Below are 19,502 nucleotides of genomic sequence, written 5' to 3' on the forward strand. Positions count from 1 at the left end.
TTATTTTAGGTACAAGACCAGTCAGATATTAAAACCTGACTCTGCTTTTTCCGAAAACGGTTTTCAATTAAGCCTGGTCTTGGAGTTCCACTATAGTTGTAGTTGCACCCAATCAAAATAAAAAGCACAATATTGACCAAAAGTAATTTCACAAAAAATGCCATCCTGAAAAGAATGGCATTTATTAAGCTCCCCCTCTTGGGCTCGAACCAAGGACCCTTTGATTAACAGTCAAATGCTCTAACCAACTGAGCTAAGGAGGAATTTCAGTATGTCCAGAATTTTTAAAAAAAGCTTTCTGTTGCTTTTTGCTCCCCTTCTTGGGCTTCCCTCGACTCCGCTTTGCTTCGCTCGGGACAGGCTTCTCGCCCAAAAGAAAAATCTTCTTAAAAATTTGCTCCCCCTCTTGGGCTCGAACCAAGGACCCTCTGATTAACAGAAAGCTAAATTTCACTTTCATATAGTTTCACTAGGTTTCTTTTCTATTGACAATCAGTTTGTTATAAATTTTTTATTTATATTTACTTTCTTGGAAGTAGTAGAAACCTTCCTAAATGTTGTACCTATGTTGTACCCATATGTAATTACTCATGGTTAATATCAAAATCATTATTAGGAAAAAGAGACTTTCAAATGGGCAGTATCCTATTTATTTGAGAGTAACGAAAGATAGGAAATCCAAATATTTTAAAACCATCTTTAATGTTTTAGAAATTGAATGGGATTCGGCCTCTGGAAGATTTAGGAAATCTAATCCAAATTATATTCAAAATAACCGATTACTTTTGAAAATTCAGGAGAGAGTATATAAGTTGCTTACAGAATTGGAACTTGAAAAAGAAGATTTTTCTCTGGAGGACTTTGAGAAACGTTTCAGAGTAGAGAAAAATCCTCATAAAAATAACTTTTTTGCCTTTTGGCAAGAAGTCATTGACGAAATGGAAGCATCTGGACGCGCAGGGAATGCCAGAGCTAATAAGGATTCTTACCGGTCTTTAAAACTCTTCAACAGATCTACCAATCTTAAATTTCAGGAAGTAACTGCGGCATTCTTAAGCAAATATGAAGTTTTTTTAAGAGCTAGGGGTGGCAGTGATGGTGGAATAGGCGTTCGAATGCGTGCTATAAGGGCAGTATATAATCGAGCTATTGATCGAAATGTAATAAAAGCAACATCTTATCCATTTCGATCATATAAGATATCCCGACTAAAAGGTAAAGGTCAAAAAAAGGCATTAACAATAGAACAGGTTCAGAGTATTGTAAAAATGGATATCGATTCCTATCCCCATCTAATAAATAGCCGTAATTACTTTGTTTTTAGTTTTTATACTCGAGGAATGAATTTCGCAGATGCAATGAAACTTGAATGGAAGGATATTAAAGGCGATAGGATTTTTTATACGCGCTCCAAGACAAAAGGAAATTTTAGGATAAAAATTTTACCTCCGGTGGAAGAAATTTTAAACTTCTACAAAAGTGCGCCTAACGGCACGAAATATGTTTTTCCTATTCTGCTGAAAAACAATCTTTCTCCACAGCAAATAGAAGATAGGAAATCGAAAACTTTAAAACGGTTTAATAAGGATCTCAAGGAGATAGCTAGAATCTGTGAAATTGACAAAATCGTGACCAGTTATGTTGCTCGTCATAGTTTTGCAAATTGTTTAAAGCGAAAAGGAATAGCTACAGATATCATTAGTGAATCTATGGGACATAAAAATTTAACTGTTACTCAAGCTTATTTAAAAGAACTTGATAGCTCCTTATTAGATGAAGCTAGTGAAAAATTGTTGTTTTAATATTTCTAGATTAATAAAAATAGTGAGGTTTTAGTGCCGCGTGATGTGCGATTCTTGTCTCTCCACTTGCAAAACAACTCTTTGCTTGAGTTTCCATTCATATTTTTCATAAGCATCTGGGGAATAATTTTTTATTTGACAGCTATTCGTATTTCAATTCCTGTATGGTACGATTGGAAGACTCCACAACTGGCAACAATTTTGTTGCCGGTATGGTATTTTAATTCCTGTATGGTACGATTGGAAGGCAATCCAAAATATAAAATCCCAAAATACCTACAAATTTCAATTCCTGTATGGTACGATTGGAAGAAGAATTTTTGAGCCTTTGTCTTGTTTTCGAAAGATTTCAATTCCTGTATGGTACGATTGGAAGTGAAGCATCGGTAACCTCATACCAGTATCCTTCTAATATTTCAATTCCTGTATGGTACGATTGGAAGAAGTATGTTTTCAAGTTCAAAGACCTATGGCTGATCAAATTTCAATTCCTGTATGGTACGATTGGAAGTTCAGGAACCAGGAACTTTCCGTTCCTGAATTCTAATTTCAATTCCTGTATGGTACGATTGGAAGTAACCGGAATTTTAAGCAACGTAGAATTTGAAGTATGATTTCAATTCCTGTATGGTACGATTGGAAGCCCAGGCCGATGTGATGAAGACCACCGGAATGACCCGATTTCAATTCCTGTATGGTACGATTGGAAGGCTCATGGCAAGAACAGAAGCAATGCAGCGAAAGTAATTTCAATTCCTGTATGGTACGATTGGAAGAAACAACAGCCAAATAGTTTTCCTTTCGCTTCAGAAATTTCAATTCCTGTATGGTACGATTGGAAGACAAATTAAATGTAGCGGTTAATGAAGCTGTTAACTTATTTCAATTCCTGTATGGTACGATTGGAAGACACAACGTATTTTCAAAACGCCGCGGTGTACACATTTCAATTCCTGTATGGTACGATTGGAAGAATAAAAGGAAAGTCTGGAACTAATACGATAATATTATTTCAATTCCTGTATGGTACGATTGGAAGAATCCCGTGTCGCCGATGCTGTCGAGCATTTCTACATATTTCAATTCCTGTATGGTACGATTGGAAGTGCCAATACCTGAATTCTACGTCACCAAAATACTAAAATTTCAATTCCTGTATGGTACGATTGGAAGGGGAAACTGGTACGGGATTTTCAGGGAGAAAAGAAAGATTTCAATTCCTGTATGGTACGATTGGAAGAAAAATGATCCTAGAGGAAGAAATGGTATTATACATTATTTCAATTCCTGTATGGTACGATTGGAAGCCTAAAAAAGAAACTTTCTTTAAGCTTGTAGCTACAAAATTTCAATTCCTGTATGGTACGATTGGAAGTTTAAAATCACTTGCCGGGGCTACTCACTTATTTATATTTCAATTCCTGTATGGTACGATTGGAAGGGTCCGCTTTTCCTGTAGCTGTAAGAGGTACATTGAAATTTCAATTCCTGTATGGTACGATTGGAAGAGTTTTGATTTTATAAGAGCTAATTCTCCTAATAATAAATTTCAATTCCTGTATGGTACGATTGGAAGAGAAAAGAAACAGTGGGTTTACAATGCTTCCATAGAATTTCAATTCCTGTATGGTACGATTGGAAGATAGTATTTCCTGGCTACAGAAAGACATCGTAAATCGATTTCAATTCCTGTATGGTACGATTGGAAGTTGCGGTGAATGCTATTAGGAGCAGATCCATTAACGGATTTCAATTCCTGTATGGTACGATTGGAAGACTTTTGCGAGAATTAATGGCCAAAATGCAGGTAAATTTCAATTCCTGTATGGTACGATTGGAAGCTGCAAATGGTGGCACTACTTATGACATTGATGCAGATTTCAATTCCTGTATGGTACGATTGGAAGTGGAACGCTGTCAAAGATCATATAAAAGTCGCTTTAAAATTTCAATTCCTGTATGGTACGATTGGAAGGACGAACCGGGCAAGTACAGCCTATTCTATTATCTAAATTTCAATTCCTGTATGGTACGATTGGAAGGCACCCCTACAGATCAAATCATGGGTGCATTATCCATATTTCAATTCCTGTATGGTACGATTGGAAGGCACAAAAGAAAATATAGGTAATTCTACTTTTACAATATTTCAATTCCTGTATGGTACGATTGGAAGGGAAAGTTACGTCATTAGGTGACTCCGCTTTCTATATTTCAATTCCTGTATGGTACGATTGGAAGGCCAATTAAAACTTACACTGTTTACGGCTATGATGAATTTCAATTCCTGTATGGTACGATTGGAAGTCTTTAATTTGAAAATCAAGGTCCTCAAGTTCCATATATTTCAATTCCTGTATGGTACGATTGGAAGCAGGATAGAAAAATTGTCTGGTATTCCTTTTTTAAATTTCAATTCCTGTATGGTACGATTGGAAGTGCTTTTTTCAGAAGGCTCATGTTTTTGTCTGAAAAATTTCAATTCCTGTATGGTACGATTGGAAGTGACCATTTCCTCCCACGCACCCCAAGCCTCAGCTTTATTTCAATTCCTGTATGGTACGATTGGAAGCTGATGAATCAGCACAAGATATAGGTTTTGTTGGTAAATTTCAATTCCTGTATGGTACGATTGGAAGGGGGAAGATCAATTCAAAACTTTATTAAAGATACTAAATTTCAATTCCTGTATGGTACGATTGGAAGAGGAATGCCGTATTATAATCATTCCGTATCTTTACCCGATTTCAATTCCTGTATGGTACGATTGGAAGTAACATTTCAGCTTCAGATAGTTTTTTAAATTATTAAATTTCAATTCCTGTATGGTACGATTGGAAGTCAACTGGTATTCCGAAAATACGAAGTCCTTCTACATATTTCAATTCCTGTATGGTACGATTGGAAGGGCTATATGAAGGGTTATACCTCTCATTCCAATACATATTTCAATTCCTGTATGGTACGATTGGAAGAGATTGGGAGAATTTCAGTAAATCAGGGGTACTTGAATTTCAATTCCTGTATGGTACGATTGGAAGTCTTAAAGGACTGCTTTTTATCAATTCCAATTGAGATATTTCAATTCCTGTATGGTACGATTGGAAGGGTGGGGGTAGTGGCGATGTTACGTATCAGGCTGTAATATTTCAATTCCTGTATGGTACGATTGGAAGAGAAAGTATTTTCAGCAATTATTGCTAATTAATACCGAATTTCAATTCCTGTATGGTACGATTGGAAGCCATTCTTTACTTACAAATTGGGATGGCTCTACAAATTTCAATTCCTGTATGGTACGATTGGAAGAACAAATAAACCCTGTTCCTGTCTTAACGCTAACAAGATTTCAATTCCTGTATGGTACGATTGGAAGATAAATTTTTACAAGCGCAAAAGGTTAAGGCTGAAGCATTTCAATTCCTGTATGGTACGATTGGAAGAATTCTGCGAAGTACCATGATTTTATGGCTTCACATATTTCAATTCCTGTATGGTACGATTGGAAGCAGGTAAGCAAGCCCAATCTGTAGATTATTACACAGAATTTCAATTCCTGTATGGTACGATTGGAAGATACTCCCATCTTTCGGTAAGCAGAACATTGTCCAGATTTCAATTCCTGTATGGTACGATTGGAAGTAGTAGATGCTTTGGGGTATGTTCCTGCTAATGTAGAATTTCAATTCCTGTATGGTACGATTGGAAGTATAATCAGTTGAAAGTGGAGCTTGAAGGGTTAACAGAATTTCAATTCCTGTATGGTACGATTGGAAGTTCAAATTCTATTTGGAAAATCAGGAGTATTTATGCTATTTCAATTCCTGTATGGTACGATTGGAAGCGCATCTTTTGTTCAGAACCTACAAGTAACAAATAAATTTCAATTCCTGTATGGTACGATTGGAAGAGGTGGTGGCGTTAGAAACCCTAAGCCTAAAGACGGATTTCAATTCCTGTATGGTACGATTGGAAGCAACCTATGTTGTTTTAATTCAAGCCATAACTACATTTCAATTCCTGTATGGTACGATTGGAAGAGCGCTGGAAAGAAATTTCCGCGGAACTTATGACTGTATTTCAATTCCTGTATGGTACGATTGGAAGAGCGCTGGAAAGAAATTTCCGCGGAACTTATGACTGTATTTCAATTCCTGTATGGTACGATTGGAAGTTATTCAGGAATGTAACATCGCCACTTTGTGTTTTCTATTTCAATTCCTGTATGGTACGATTGGAAGAGAAGTTAGGAACCGATGCTGTAGTGCGGGATTATAAATTTCAATTCCTGTATGGTACGATTGGAAGATGATGACCGGGATTTGAGCCTGGTCATGTACATCTGATTTCAATTCCTGTATGGTACGATTGGAAGCGTTAAGAAGTTTTTCCAACTCCTTAGAGGTCATTATTTCAATTCCTGTATGGTACGATTGGAAGGCTTGCTGGAGCGTCAGGTTCTTAATGTCCAGGTGAATTTCAATTCCTGTATGGTACGATTGGAAGTAGAGCACTACACGAATTTAAGAAAAGGTAAATCTATATTTCAATTCCTGTATGGTACGATTGGAAGTAATTATTGCGGTTGGTTATCTCTTCAAGGTAGTTCAATTTCAATTCCTGTATGGTACGATTGGAAGAAGAATAAAGAGCAAAAAAGGCAGGCTGTTCTATCTTCATTTCAATTCCTGTATGGTACGATTGGAAGCCGTCGCGATCGACGACAAAAGAAGCCTTATTTCAGGGCTTTACAAAGCTACAACTGCATTTTTTATCCTCAAAAAAGCGTCGATAGGTAATTCCCGATTCTTTCCTTAGGATCGACGCTTAGATAAATTTTTGAATATCAGTATGTTATTTATCAATATGTCAAAGAGCGTATTAATTTAATTTATAAAAAGCCTACATTGACACTTTATAAAAAAGTATCGATTTCATTTTTTTCTTTACCAACTACTTCCTTTTCCAACCATTTCTCATTTCGGCTTTTAAAGATAATTAAACTGTCCTGTTCTTCATCCATAATTTTACCGGCTTCGGCCAATAACTCTTTTAACTTTACCGGGGTGATTTCTCCTTCAAAGACTGAATTCTGGATCCAGTGCAAATATTTCCGGCATAATTTAAGCATTTTGCCCACTCTTTTTTGACCAATATCATAAACTAAAATAAGATACATATTACCACCAAATTTTAAAAGGTTGATATTCTTTAATGCCCAATACGTGTTTACTAAGCTTATAACATTCTAATTTTACCAAATGTTTATAACTAACATGTTTTTTAAGATTGCGATGTTTGATGGTCTCATTAAGACGATCTTCAAACACCTTTATGAACTTTTTCTTTCCCGATTCTTTTAAAATTACTCGGTTTACCTTAATATCAAAATCTTTAGCCTGTAATTGCTTTTTATTAAGTACTTTAAAAATACTACGATCAACTAAAATAGGTTTAAATATTTCGGCTAAATCCAGGGCGAGCGAATAGCGCCTATATCCGGGTTCGTGTAAAAAGCTAATAGTAGGGTTAAGCTGCGTGTGATAAATTTGATCCAGGCATAAAGTGTAGCACATCATATTGCCGAAGGATATTAGCGCATTGACTTCATTGCTGGGAGGTTGTTTACTCCTTCCTTCCATTTTAAAATTTTTTAAGATTTTATCAAAAGCTCCGTAATAGGTATGTCGAATATTACCTTCTATTCCCATTAGGGTTTCAACATCCATGGTCTGATCTATTAACTTTTCATATTTCTCAATAGATTCAATATAAGATTTTACATCACGATCTCGATTTTGATAATATTTTAGATTCTTCTGAATATTAAAAGCAGCACCTTGTACTAATTTTTTAGCGATAATTTGTCTTTTCTTTTTGGAGGTGTAATGTTTTGTCTGGGCGATTTGCATCTTACCAGCCAGTAAATATTCTTTAGGTTGAAAGCTTCCGGTATAATGTTCGTAATAATCGAAAAAATGCACACTTATTTTATTTTTTCCTAAAAAATTGTACATCGCGCTGTTCGCATCTAATGCGCCAAAACATAATAATTTGGAAACACCTTCTACGGGTAAATATTTCGGTTTTTGTTCCTTACCGTCTTCGTCTACCGGTGTAAATTTTAGAGTGTTGTCTTTTCGGCTAAGCCGGCCGGGGTTAAAAAGGTAATAGGATTTTTTCATTTGGCTCTTTAATTATTTGGTGATCCTCGATTCCGAGATCCGTGATCTTGTAATTTTTGGTTAAAAAATCCTTACTTTCATTTATTCCTCCGCATAGCAAAAATCGAAATAGCTACAGCTTCGGCAGATTCGGGAATGAAGCAGCGGTGGGCACTTTTCTTGGGAACATATTTCAATCACTTTTTCTTTCCAGGTTTCCACTTTTCGGGCATCACCATCTTCCCATTCCACTATTTGGCGTTGACGTAGTTTAGGATATTCAATAATGGCTGAAGGATTATCTATTCCATTATTTTTTAGAGTATGGAGATAATATTTCACCTGCGCGATATGCGCTTCTTCCACCTTATCAGATTTTTTAACTTCGTGCACCACTTGTTCCTTGGGATCGTAAAAGTCAATTTTTACGCCATCCAAAGCCAGCTCGGTATATTTCTGGGAACGGTCAGGATAAGACGTTTCGCCAATGAGCTTACCTTCGGCAACCGTAGCGGAAGTTTGTTCCATTCTTATGCCGTGATAGTGCAACCACAATTCGCGATAGCAAACGTGCAATAAATTGATATGAGTGGCATTTACCAGCATTATAAAAATTGCGTTTCTATACTTTGAAATTCGTCGGCATTAAATCCTTCTTCGTAATCATAAAATTTTTTCCAACTTTCTATATACTGGTAGCCAAATTCACTTTTTTCTTCATCTGAAAATTTAATAATTTCAGTCTTGATCTTATCAGAAGCAAAAATTGAAAAGATAAAGTTCGATATGATGCCCTGTAAGATCTTTTGACTGGTTTTCTTGGTGATAAAACCCTGTTTTTGTTGGATTATATTTAGATATAAATCAAACACTTCTTCCCCAGAAATTTTATTTTCTTTGTTTGGAAAAATGGAATGCTTTTCTAGGAAATCCCTTTCACTTTTACTGAAAGTATATTCTGTTTTTTCCTTGTTTTCTGAAATGATAATAGGAATGGGTAAAGGGATAAAACAGGAAATATTGTTTTGTTCTATTAGCTTAAATTGGTCGTTTACCGACTTAAACTTTAAAGATTCGACGAGATTTCTGTAATCCTTAAAATTCTTTAGAAACTTGGTATCGTATGCTTCATTACGTTTTTTAATTACTTTATCGTAATATAATCGGTCAAAATCTTTATTTCTTAAAATTAAACGATACTCCTCAGGTTTTAATTTTTGTGAAATTTTAAGGCGTTCATCTTTATAGATTAATCCTGCTTTGTCATATTTAAATAAAAATAGCCTGCATTCCTTTTTATTAATGTTCCTGTTGATCCTGCCTGCCAGTTGCTCGTCACTATCAATTAGGGAACGGTCTTTAAAACCTATATCCATATCGATATCAACACCAGCTTCCACTACCTGAGTAGTCACTAGTAACACGCGCTTTTTCCTATTTTCTATATTCTTTAAATAATCGATAATGTATTTCCTGCGTGGTTCTAAAATAGTTCCGGAAAGCAAGAAAACTTCATCAAAAAAATCATTGTCCTTTAGAAGTTGATGGAAATCTGAAGCAGATTTTTTAAAAATGAATTCAATAATGGTATACACACTTTCGGCCGGTTTGATCTCTCCAAAATCCTTTTCAGCATAGGCCTTTGAAGTTTTCAGTAAAGTTTCGGCGAGTTCATCTAGTTGAAGTTCTTTTTTTCCCGATAAACTTAAATCGAAATTTACCCGATCACAGAAGTTTGGGTTTTGAAAATAATCCTTTTTTGCATTGGGAAGCAAATAGGAAAAGTCCTGCTGTTTATTTTCATCAATTTTTAGTTTATCGATCTTTGGTAGGGTTGCAGACATTAAAATAAATTTAATATTTAATGCGGAAGCAAACTTCTTTATAAAATAAATTACTTTATCCCAATGCTGCGGTGGGTAGGATTGAAGTTCATCAATTACTACTACAGAATTGGCCAACCTGTGCAGCAGGTAATTTGTTTCTTTTCGGTCAGTTTTTAAAATATCAAAAAAACGAACGTGGGTAAGAAGAGTAAAAGGAAAATTAGCGAACAGATGATGAATGTAATTTATTTTATTACCCCCGTAATTATCATCTTCTTTTTCAGTCTCTTTTTCTTTAAACCCCGCTTTGGAATGCAATTGAACCACCTCATCATCACCAAGTGCAAATACTTCTTTAATGCTTTTATAGGTTTGCGTGATTAATGTTGTAAATGGAAAAACATAAAATACTTTATTGATCTTGCCATCATAAGCTTTTAGAATATCAAGTACCGAAAGCAGCGATAAATTTGTTTTGCCACCACCGGTAGGTGCTTCAATATAAAATAAATTGCGATGTATGTTTTTTCTTAAATTTCGAATGGTTTCAATGGCCATTGCCTGTCGCAGCTTATTTAAATTAGTACCACTTCGCTGCGTTGGTTTTTCCGGGAAATAGGTTTCGTTCTTTAATTTCTCATAAGTCCACCGGTTATAGTTTTCTTTTTCTTCTGCCTTATCCAAAAAATTATGGTTGGTGACGTGTTCAAAAATAGTATCAATTCTTTCCTTTGAGAGTACACCAAAATCATTAAGTGGTGCACAGTTCATATACTCATTCGTCGCCAGGTAATCTGAGGCGGTGAGCAATGAGAAATTTAACCGACAGAGCGCATACAGCGGAAAAGACTTCTGGTATTTTGTAAAACTAGGATCTTTTAATGCTTTAGGATTACCGATGAGGTTATACAGGGCTGGGTTGACTTCAAAATGATACTGTTCGACATAGCTTTTCATAAAGTCTTTCAATTCTGCTATGTCCACAAACTCTGTATCTTTTGAAAAACACAGGCTTTGCTCGATATCGTCGTGGAATTGAAAACCATGATGTTTAAAAATGGAATATGCGAAATACCAGGATATTGCAAATAACATCACCTTTTCCTGCCGGTTAAAATTCTTGGCATGAATTTCTTGGAAATGGTTTGCCAAATAAATGAAGCCGCCCAAAGACGAATGCCGCGATGAGATGGGTGAAGGCTTTACTTTTGTAAAGCCGGGATTTCGCATTTTATCTACTTGAAAATTCTCATTGATTTTCCCATAATCGTGATAGATTACAGTGTCTAAAAAAAGTTTTTTAAGGTAGTCTCCACATTTATCAAGCTCCGGAAATTCACTTAAAAAACTTTCAATTAAGCGATTAATAATGGAATCAAGATGATGGGTCTCTATTAATTTTTCACAATAAACATTGACCAGTTCAATATGCTCTTTTAATGTTTCAGGCTCTTTAAGACCCTCTAACGATGGCGTATGAGCCCAATACTTTTCAGCGTTTTTTAAAAGTTGATCAACAGGTTTGTTGTTTTTGAAGATCACCGATGATTTTTTAAATGAGCTGCACATAATCATTGCTTTCGTTCAACTGATAAAGATCATCTAAACTGAAACTATTCAGAACTGCATAATTAGTAAAAGCAAACTCCCCAAGTCTATATTGCATCAATTCCAAATCGAAATCTTCCGGAAGCCTTTCAAAATAAAGAAAAGGCTCTTCACGGGATTCATAGTTGAGAAGATCTACTTCAGGCGCAGCACTTTTATCTTTCAGGCTGTCATCTTTTTTAAATACAGTTAGGATAGTAAAATTTTCCGTTTGTTTTTTATTTGTTTTTTCGAATGTATAATCCTGAAAACTGCTTTTTAACCAAGAAGCTGTAAATTCATTTTTCCCGAAATAAGGGATGAATTCTGCTTTAGCCTCTTTCAGGTAATCGTACAGTTTTTGTTCGAGTTCTTTTGTCTCATCTAGTAAGATAAAAATTCGATAAGCCGGTGCGATCAGCGTAAGTTCTTCTGTAAGGAAATTACTACCCTTATTGGCATACCCCACTGTATTGGAGTATTTAATATTGGTTTTTAGAAAATTACCTTTTTCATCATTTAAAGGCCTGATACCTATTTTAAGATCTTTTAGCAATTGATAATATTGCGGTAGTTTTCCTTTTTTTCGATATCCCTCCAATCCTAGAATCGCTCCTAATATTCCTAAAACTGCTGGTCTATGAATGAGGTTATAGGATAGGTTGATGGTATTATTGGTATCAGGCTTTCTAAAAAATCCAAAATCTGCCTTTAGATCTATGGATATAAGTTTCATAAGGTTATGTGATTAAAGTTGCAATTTTTCAGCGTCTTGAGGTATATTTTTCACCTGTGTATGCGCATCACTGTAGTAAATTTCAATTTTTTCGATACTATCTTTAATATGATTTTCTGATAGTAACTTATACACCTTATCCAGATTAATAACTTTGTTTTCATCGATTTCAACCAGATCGACCAAGGATGGCAAAACAATTTTGGCACCTTTTTTTAATTGGATCCAAAGCAAAAGCTCATTTTCGGTTCCCGCTTTGGCAGCAGAATCGTAAAATGAAGCTCCCCTGCGTAAGCCTTCTTTTAATTTATCGATATCATCCTGGCTAATGCCTTGTCCTTCCACCCGTGCAACGTCTTCTTCGATATTTTTAGGATTAATGGAAAAGTTATGTACATAATGGCCTTCTTGCAATCTGGATTGAGTACCCAGGGTAGTCATAGTGCTATCAGCACTTTTTTCGTTGGAATTTTTAAAAGGAGACATAATTTGTTCAGAATAAATTACGTCTTCAGTAAATTTGTTCACTCCAGGAGTGATTTGACACGTACCATGAAGGGAGATATTAGTTTTGCCAGCATAAGTCCCACCAAAGAGCCGGACATCCAGACAAGTTAATAAATTCTCTAAAACTTCTAAGCGGAGTTTCGACTTATCTTTATCTTTTTCGTTTTGAAATTCTTTAAAATAATGAAGATAAGTTTCATCTAAAGTTCGGGGCGCCATTATTTCGTCCAGTGATTTGAAATAGAAAATACGTTCCCCTAAAACCTCTTTCATATAATTCCTGATGGTGTATTTTAAAGCCTTGTCTGTAGCGTAAACTTTTCCATTAGGTAGTTTTCGAGGCTGGCCCGAAAAATCAGCATTATAATTGGAATTTACAGATTTTATGATGGCGCATCCGTAAACGCGGTTGTTAAAAGAATTCATTAGTCGTTATTTTTAGAGTTAGAAAAAAGTTTATTATCAGCAAAGAAGCCGGCGAGCATTTCGGGTAGCAAATCTTTTAGGTTAGCACTGGTTTCGTAACTTAATACATAAGAAGCTGCCCGCTCAAATCTGCCAGAGAAATTTTGGTGCTTATAGCGGTCAAAATCATTGGCAATACGCAGCTTGAACTGTTCACACTTAGATTGTTGTGTATAAGGTTCTAATAGATTAAAACCGCTTTGTGAAGATTTGCTTTTGGTGTGGAGGTATTTAATTATCTGTCCGGACAGGAAAGCAAATTCCTCATCAGTAATTGCTTCATTGGTTTGTTTTTCTTCCGTAGTAACCAGATGCTCTACGAAATGGTGATAACTATTCAATTTACTGGGCATGGTAATTTTTAATTTTTGTGGGTTAATAAAATATTCAGCAAGGCTAAACCAGATATTCAAGATTTCTTTAATGCCGTAGTCACTGTCTTGTTTAAGAAGATCTTTTAATCGGGCGAATACCATTTCCCGAAAAGCGTAATAACTAATTGCTTGACGTTGTGCTTTGTAAACATAATCGTAAACGGCTTTTCTATATTTTGAAAATGTACTGAAGCTTTGATCGAGTCCTGTATATTCGTCTTTTTTTAAATCGCTGAAATAATCCAAACGATAGTATTTGTTTTGAATAAGGGGCTTGAAAACTATCAGCTCAAAATCAAAAATATCTGACAAATGATACGATTTTAATTGTTTGCTGCCTTTTTGTTTCAGTTCTAAAAGGTTAACAATTTTGCAGTAATCCGGTAATTTAAATTCAAATTTGGAAACGAAGTCAAAATCCTTGAAAATGACGCCATTCTTGGTGAAAAGCCAGTATAGAAGATAATAATTGGCTATTTCTTCTTGGCTATACTTTCTAAATAAATTTTTCAAGATTTCTTTATAAGAAGCTTTAAAACCACTTTCTTCGTAAAGGCTTATGGCTTCTTTTTGAAGTTCTTCCTCATAAATAAAAATAGGGAGGGGATTGGGCAAAGAACGATTGGGCAGAATATTAAGAAATTCATATAAGGTTTTGGCTTCTTCGCTGCTAATTCTTCCGGCAATATCGAAGCTCGCAGTTTGATGTAGTGAAAATGGCTTTTTATCAGGAAACCCGTTTAAAAAATCACTAGTGCCATAAGTAGATGTTTCGTTCGTTTTAGAGGTGTTATACTCGGATGTATTGAAAAGCTTATCTGATAAATAATTTCTGTGAACATTTTTATAATCTGAAAGTGGACGATTTAGGTAGAAAATAATATAATCACTATCCGCGAGTTCTTTAAATTGCAGTTCTTCGTAATTTAAATATCTTATTTTTTCCTTGAATTTTTCTTTAGAAGCTTTGTCTGATGTAGATTTTATGTTTTCCTGAATCTTTAGGATTTCGGTATGGACCTTCTCTCGCTGCTCTGCATTTTTAGAATCAATTTCATTAAGAATTAGTGTGAAATCATTATGAGTAAAAAGTTGTTTAAAAAGCTTGTATTCTTCCTTCTCGGTTTCGTTTTCGAATAAAGAGAAAGCTTTTTCGAAATAAGCATTAAACCTATCATAGATTTGATCTTTATTTCCTTCGTATTGTTTATATTTTTTACCTCCTTTTAAATGCTCCCGTTTAAAAGCAACACAGAAAGGAGAACAGGAATGAATTGCTTTGGTGGGTAGATCAAAACATTTATTGGTATTTACACACCAACTGTTTTTTTGTTTCATTTTACAATCAGCCAGGAATTCGCTTTCATCTTCCGCCTTCATTTTTTTATCGTACCTTTCGTAAGTATAATTTTGAAGGTCAATTTTAGAATAACCTTGATTATCGGTAATCTTATTCACTACAATATGTAAACCCTCTTTGGGCGAATAGCCTAGTATCTTAAAGGGTTCTTCCAATTGTTCGGTAAAATTTACGAGCTCTTTAATCATAGTGCATTAGTGTTTATAGGTTGAAGGAATCCCATTCCCTGCGCATTATAAAGCCCGGCACCACAATTCTGCAAAATCTCGACAAAGCGTTTTTCGGCTCTTAAACGGAGTTTAAAATTGAGAAACCCCCTTATTTTAGTTTTGGCTGGGGTACCGGCTTTTATGGTAATAAGTCTGGACCGGGCGGCATTATTTCCATAGAAATAGATTTCGGAAATTAATAGAGCATTATCTGCGGTTTCCACATCATAATTGGCCTCAATCTTTTGGCGCCAATTATAAATAAGACTCTCATTAAATTGCTCCTCTCCCGGCTCTAAGAAAGCATAATTTTTTTTATCGTTTTTAATGCCACAAACTATTGGCGATTGTGGTTTGAAATTGGCCTCAATAATCTCATTAGGTTTAGCTGTTTTTAAAGGATTTTCTAAAGCCTCTATATTTTTCACTTCAAAGTCTACTTTAGAATTTTTATCGGCAATGCTTATTTTCCGAAACTGAAATAAGCCTTTGATAAAATGTTGTGATGCTTCGGGTAAATGAAAATTGATAAAAAAAGATACGATAGGGAACTGCAGGATCATTCTGTCCCCGTGAATTCTAAACTTTGCTTTAAGATCAGAAAAAGAAAAGAATTTATAGCCTTTGCCATAACCTTCTCGATGTAAAAATTCGGCATATTCCTTATCTGCCTGATCAATAATTTTATAAATCGCAGCACTTAAAGGATATTGGTAGTTAATCGGTAAGGTTCGGTAATTCCCAAAACATTCTAAGGTGATTTTAAATTTCATTTCTTTAATAATTTATTTCAAAAGAATCGCGCCACTACAGATTCATATTTTTACCCTTCTCTGAGCGAATAAAGCCGTATCTTGTAAATACAGATTGCAGATTTGGATTCCTGCCAGGGGTTCTTTATAAAGTTTATAATAGCCTTTACTTTATAATAATAAAACAAGTTCATTGAATATATCGCCATCTATGTCATTCCCCGACCTTAAGAAATGTCTCCTGCAAGTGTTCAAAATATTGACTTTTCAGCTATTAATAAAAAGATGTTCTAAAAGTAAACTGTGTTTTATTGGTACCACTACGAAAAACTGTAGTGATGTTGAAATTCCCTCTATTTGTATTTAGTGAATAGAACATTAGACCTTAGATGCAAACTCGTAGGGGAATCTTTATCGGAAGGGATTACATATTTACTAAAATTCTCTTAATATTCCTATAGAAAAATAAATCTTCTCTTCAAGAGGTTTTCTGAAAGTCGGCGAATGTTATTAGTTTTTGTAAAACTGTTTAAATAACCCTACCTAGCCCCTTATCTACCATAACTTACCTGCGCCGGATCCTGTGCTGTTTTTATAGCGTACGGGAAGTTAAGTGTTAAGTAAAAACAGCATAGGGCGCATCCTACTTATGTTTTACATTACCAGTAAATTTCGGCCTGTTTTCAGGGTCTTTGAGCCCATTTACTGGAATATCCACTCATTATCCACTGATCTAAAAAATTGCTTTTATTTTTTACTAATTTTTTGCCGTAAATTTCAACGGGTTTACTGAGGGTTTCAGGCCATTTGCCGCAAATTTATTAATTTTTGCTACAGGCCATTTGTCATTACAAACCCTAGTATCCACTCTCTAGCCACTTGCAGTATGCCTCTTTGATTTTCGGATATGCTTCGAAATAATCATCGTATCGCTTATTTTGAGATTCCATGATCATCTGGTAGATTTCAAAATTTTGCTCTGTTTTTTCTTTTGAGGTGTAACTAAAGTATCCTACCAAACTTAAAGAAAGTATTCCCATACTACCAAAAAGGATCAACAGGTAATTTGGTATCAGCCTGGCATTCTTTAATTTCTTATCAATGCCCTTTAGAATTTCATCCCTTTCCTGGCTTTGCGTTTCCTGCTTTTTCAGAAAGATGTTCAATTCTTTTTCCAGAACTTCAGTTGTAATGGGGATGCTGAGATCAAATAGTTTATCCGAAAGTCGTTGAAGCTCCAGAACAGTAGTTTTAAAATCAGTCATTTCATCGGCCATCAATTCCATAATCTCGTCTAGTTTTTTCATTGCTCAAAATTTTAAAATCATATTCCTATACCGGTATCCAGTGCTTTCAATGCTCCCTTTATAAGTTCTTTGGCTATTTTAGTGCTCAGGTTAGAACTTAACTGTACCGTTTTGTTCATTATCAGCAGGCTTTTTGGTGCTTCCTTTAACCTGGTAAGACTCCTGTTTTGAGAAATTTGCGCAATAAGTCTATTGCCACTCATGTCCCGGTGTACCTCGCTTGCTTTGAGATTTACTCCTTTGTATTCCACACTAAACCCCTGCAGTTGATTGGATTTATTGACAGTGGGAATCACTTCCACTTTATGAGCTTTCATTTTGCTCATATACTCATCCATCGACTTTGGCCTTGTTTTAAGGACCCGGTCATTTATAATTTTTATTTCCTGTCGAAGGTTTTTTAACTCCTGAAGTCTTTCCTTTTGTATTCCCCGCGCCCTGCTAAGCCCTAATTCCTTTGCTACATTATCTGCCGCTAGTTGGCTTCTTTTCCCAATAAAGCTGTCATTGTAGGCCTTTCCATCAAAACCAATCCTATTGGTATAGATATGAATATGGGTATGCGCCTTATCCCGGTGAACAAACCCAATGGACTGATTGTTTTGCAGGTTCATCTCCTTTAAAAACTTTTTAGCGATTTCCTCCAGGTCTTTTTTGGTTAAATCTCTTCCGTCCTCAATCGACGGGCTTACTATAAAGCTTAAGGTGTTGTTATGGCAACGCTCATTTTGCGACTGGATAATTTTGAACTCTTCCGTTATTTCAGCGGGAGTATCTCCTGCCAGATGTTCTTTCAGCACTACTTCAGCCTCTTTTTCCTGGTTCCAGCCATAGGATATGGATACCTTTGTGCTGGAAATTGAATGTCCTTTCCCTATCATTTTTTAAAGTTTTTTAAATGGTTCCTGATTTCTTCCGCCAGCTTCTCCACCGTTGCAGCCAACTTAGGATCCCGCTTTTTAAACATGCTGCTTATCCGTGCGAAGTTATTTTTGTATTGTACCAACATCCGGTAGTATTCCAACTGCTCCGGTGTAATCCGTTCTATAATATTTCTTTCAAAGGCAGTAGATCGGAGATATTCTGAAAGGGAAATTCCTGCCCTGGCCGCTCTTCTTTTTAGCAGCTTCTTCTCGTAAATCGAGCAGCGGATCTGGATGTATTCCCTTTTCATTTTTTTCTTTTAAAGTCTTTGCAACCTCCGGGCGTAAAGCAAGAATGTCATGACAATGACACATCTTGCTTTACCCTTTCAACTGAAATTCTCCAATAGGCATTTACGGTTATATTTATTCCTCTCCTTCAACTTTTTTATTCTTTGAATTGAAGATCAGTTTTTCATTCAGGTCTTTATATGGGTGGTAAGAATCACTGCAATCAGTGACATTATCGTAAAAGCTTAAAAGCGATTTAGTAGCTCTTTCTCCTGCAGGGTCGTTATCCAGAAAGAGAAATACTTCGTGGTATTTAGAAACAATGTTTTTGATGTCTTTCAGGAAAACAAGAGAATTAAGTACAATACCATCTGAAGCATTTACTAAACCTTCATTTAGAACTGCCAGGGTAAGAAAATCAAAGATGCCTTCGGTTACCACAAGTCGATTTGATGAATGATCAATAAAGCTATATGATTTAGGAGAAGAGGAATTCTTGTAATATTTATTGCGAAGCTCCCATCCCCCCAAATTGTTTTCTAATCCTACAGCAAAGTATCCCTGGCCTTTCAACGTGTACCAAACTTCTTTACAATACCTCCGGGCAACTTCAATAGAAATGTTCCGGGACTTCAAATACCCTACTAAAGCTGGATGCTCCAGAGACCCTACAGCTGTAATTTTGATTTTGTTTTCAGAAGAGATTTGTGGTGTAGGCGCAATAAAATAAGGAATTAAAGTATCCGCTTGTAAGAATTGCACTGCCTCCTTTATAGAACAGGATTTCATAGCCATAATTAAGTCTATAATAGAACCTCCTTTGCCAATTCCGAAGTCATACCATAAGTTCTTACGCAAAGAAACGTTGAAAGAGGCTTGGGTTTCTGACCGAAGGGGACTCAGAAACCAAGCTTCTTTCTCCGATGTTCTGCTGGGGAAGTGCCCTAATTTTGCAAGCGTTTTTACGATGCAAATATTACGGGCGCTTTCACAGCTCTTGGATATACAATTTTCTCTTCTCATTTCACTTTTCATTGATGAGTACTACTAATTCTTGCTATTCCCACTTCATCATTATTCTTTGATGAAAAAACGATGAGGAAAATGATGCGGCTGAAAACCCAGAGTATCACTAGTCCTATCTATATTTTCTCATCATTCATCAAAAAAAAAGAAATAACCTAATGCTGTTTACTAGTAGTATACTCTCAGGATGATCTGGAATGATGATTATTTGATGGAAAGATCATATAAACCGT

General features: G+C 35.6%; 13 protein-coding genes, 1 tRNA gene and 1 CRISPR repeat array. Of the genes, 1 reads left to right on the forward strand and 13 read right to left on the reverse strand.

The genetic code is table 11. The features are described from left to right. Nucleotides 1-189: 189 nt before the first annotated feature. A tRNA-Asn gene (locus tag RM549_RS07975) sits at nt 190-263 on the reverse strand. Nucleotides 264-590: 327 nt separating this feature from the next. Here RM549_RS07975 and RM549_RS07980 point away from each other — a divergent pair. After that, on the forward strand, nt 591-1,802 hold the full coding sequence (locus RM549_RS07980; protein ID WP_311683527.1) for a phage integrase SAM-like domain-containing protein: 1,212 nt from the start codon (nt 591-593) through the stop codon (nt 1,800-1,802). Nucleotides 1,803-1,952: 150 nt separating this feature from the next. Beyond that, nucleotides 1,953-6,510: a CRISPR direct-repeat array (repeat unit 30 nt; unit sequence ATTTCAATTCCTGTATGGTACGATTGGAAG). A 207-nt stretch (nt 6,511-6,717) separates the two neighbouring features. Here the strand turns inward: RM549_RS07980 and cas2 are convergent. The 12 genes from cas2 to RM549_RS08040 all read right to left on the reverse strand — a co-directional run bounded on the left by cas2 (nt 6,718) and on the right by RM549_RS08040 (nt 19,278). Further along, entirely contained in the window at nt 6,718-6,981 is a 264-nt protein-coding gene (cas2, locus tag RM549_RS07985; protein ID WP_311683529.1) for a CRISPR-associated endonuclease Cas2, read from the reverse strand. Nucleotide 6,982: 1 nt separating this feature from the next. Next, nucleotides 6,983-7,987 (reverse strand): type I-B CRISPR-associated endonuclease Cas1b, encoded by a 1,005-nt coding sequence (gene cas1b / locus RM549_RS07990; protein WP_311683531.1) that lies wholly within the window; start codon nt 7,985-7,987, stop codon nt 6,983-6,985. A gap of 81 nt (nt 7,988-8,068) precedes the next feature. After that, nucleotides 8,069-8,572, reverse strand: a complete 504-nt coding sequence (locus tag RM549_RS07995; protein WP_311683533.1) for a CRISPR-associated protein Cas4 — start codon at nt 8,570-8,572, stop codon at nt 8,069-8,071. Next, nucleotides 8,572-11,334, reverse strand: a complete 2,763-nt coding sequence (gene cas3 / locus RM549_RS08000; protein ID WP_311683535.1) for a CRISPR-associated helicase Cas3' — start codon at nt 11,332-11,334, stop codon at nt 8,572-8,574. Before cas3 ends, RM549_RS07995 begins: the two co-directional genes overlap by 1 nt. A gap of 10 nt (nt 11,335-11,344) precedes the next feature. Continuing rightward, entirely contained in the window at nt 11,345-12,115 is a 771-nt protein-coding gene (cas5b, locus tag RM549_RS08005; protein ID WP_311683537.1) for a type I-B CRISPR-associated protein Cas5b, read from the reverse strand. Nucleotides 12,116-12,127: 12 nt separating this feature from the next. After that, nucleotides 12,128-13,048 (reverse strand): type I CRISPR-associated protein Cas7, encoded by a 921-nt coding sequence (locus RM549_RS08010; RefSeq protein WP_311683539.1) that lies wholly within the window; start codon nt 13,046-13,048, stop codon nt 12,128-12,130. Then, complete coding sequence (locus RM549_RS08015; RefSeq protein WP_311683540.1) at nt 13,048-15,009, reverse strand: hypothetical protein; 1,962 nt, start codon at nt 15,007-15,009, stop codon at nt 13,048-13,050. Before RM549_RS08015 ends, RM549_RS08010 begins: the two co-directional genes overlap by 1 nt. Continuing rightward, entirely contained in the window at nt 15,006-15,803 is a 798-nt protein-coding gene (cas6, locus tag RM549_RS08020; protein WP_311683541.1) for a CRISPR-associated endoribonuclease Cas6, read from the reverse strand. Before cas6 ends, RM549_RS08015 begins: the two co-directional genes overlap by 4 nt. A gap of 836 nt (nt 15,804-16,639) precedes the next feature. Then, a complete protein-coding gene (locus RM549_RS08025; protein ID WP_311683543.1) occupies nt 16,640-17,089 on the reverse strand; it encodes a DUF6730 family protein in 450 nt (149 codons plus the stop codon). 17 nt (nt 17,090-17,106) lie between these two features. Next, a complete protein-coding gene (locus tag RM549_RS08030) occupies nt 17,107-17,970 on the reverse strand; it encodes a relaxase/mobilization nuclease domain-containing protein (RefSeq protein WP_311683545.1) in 864 nt (287 codons plus the stop codon). Further along, the gene (gene mbpA, locus RM549_RS08035; protein ID WP_311683546.1) at nt 17,967-18,263 is read right to left on the reverse strand and encodes a mobilization protein MbpA; all 297 of its coding nucleotides are present in this window, start codon (nt 18,261-18,263) and stop codon (nt 17,967-17,969) included. Before mbpA ends, RM549_RS08030 begins: the two co-directional genes overlap by 4 nt. Before the next feature lie 115 nt (nt 18,264-18,378). After that, nucleotides 18,379-19,278, reverse strand: a complete 900-nt coding sequence (locus RM549_RS08040) for a DUF8464 domain-containing protein (RefSeq protein ID WP_311683548.1) — start codon at nt 19,276-19,278, stop codon at nt 18,379-18,381. Nucleotides 19,279-19,502: the final 224 nt, after the last annotated feature.

Source organism: Autumnicola patrickiae (genome assembly GCF_031846525.1).
Taxonomy (GTDB): Bacteria; Bacteroidota; Bacteroidia; order Flavobacteriales; family Flavobacteriaceae; genus Autumnicola; species Autumnicola patrickiae.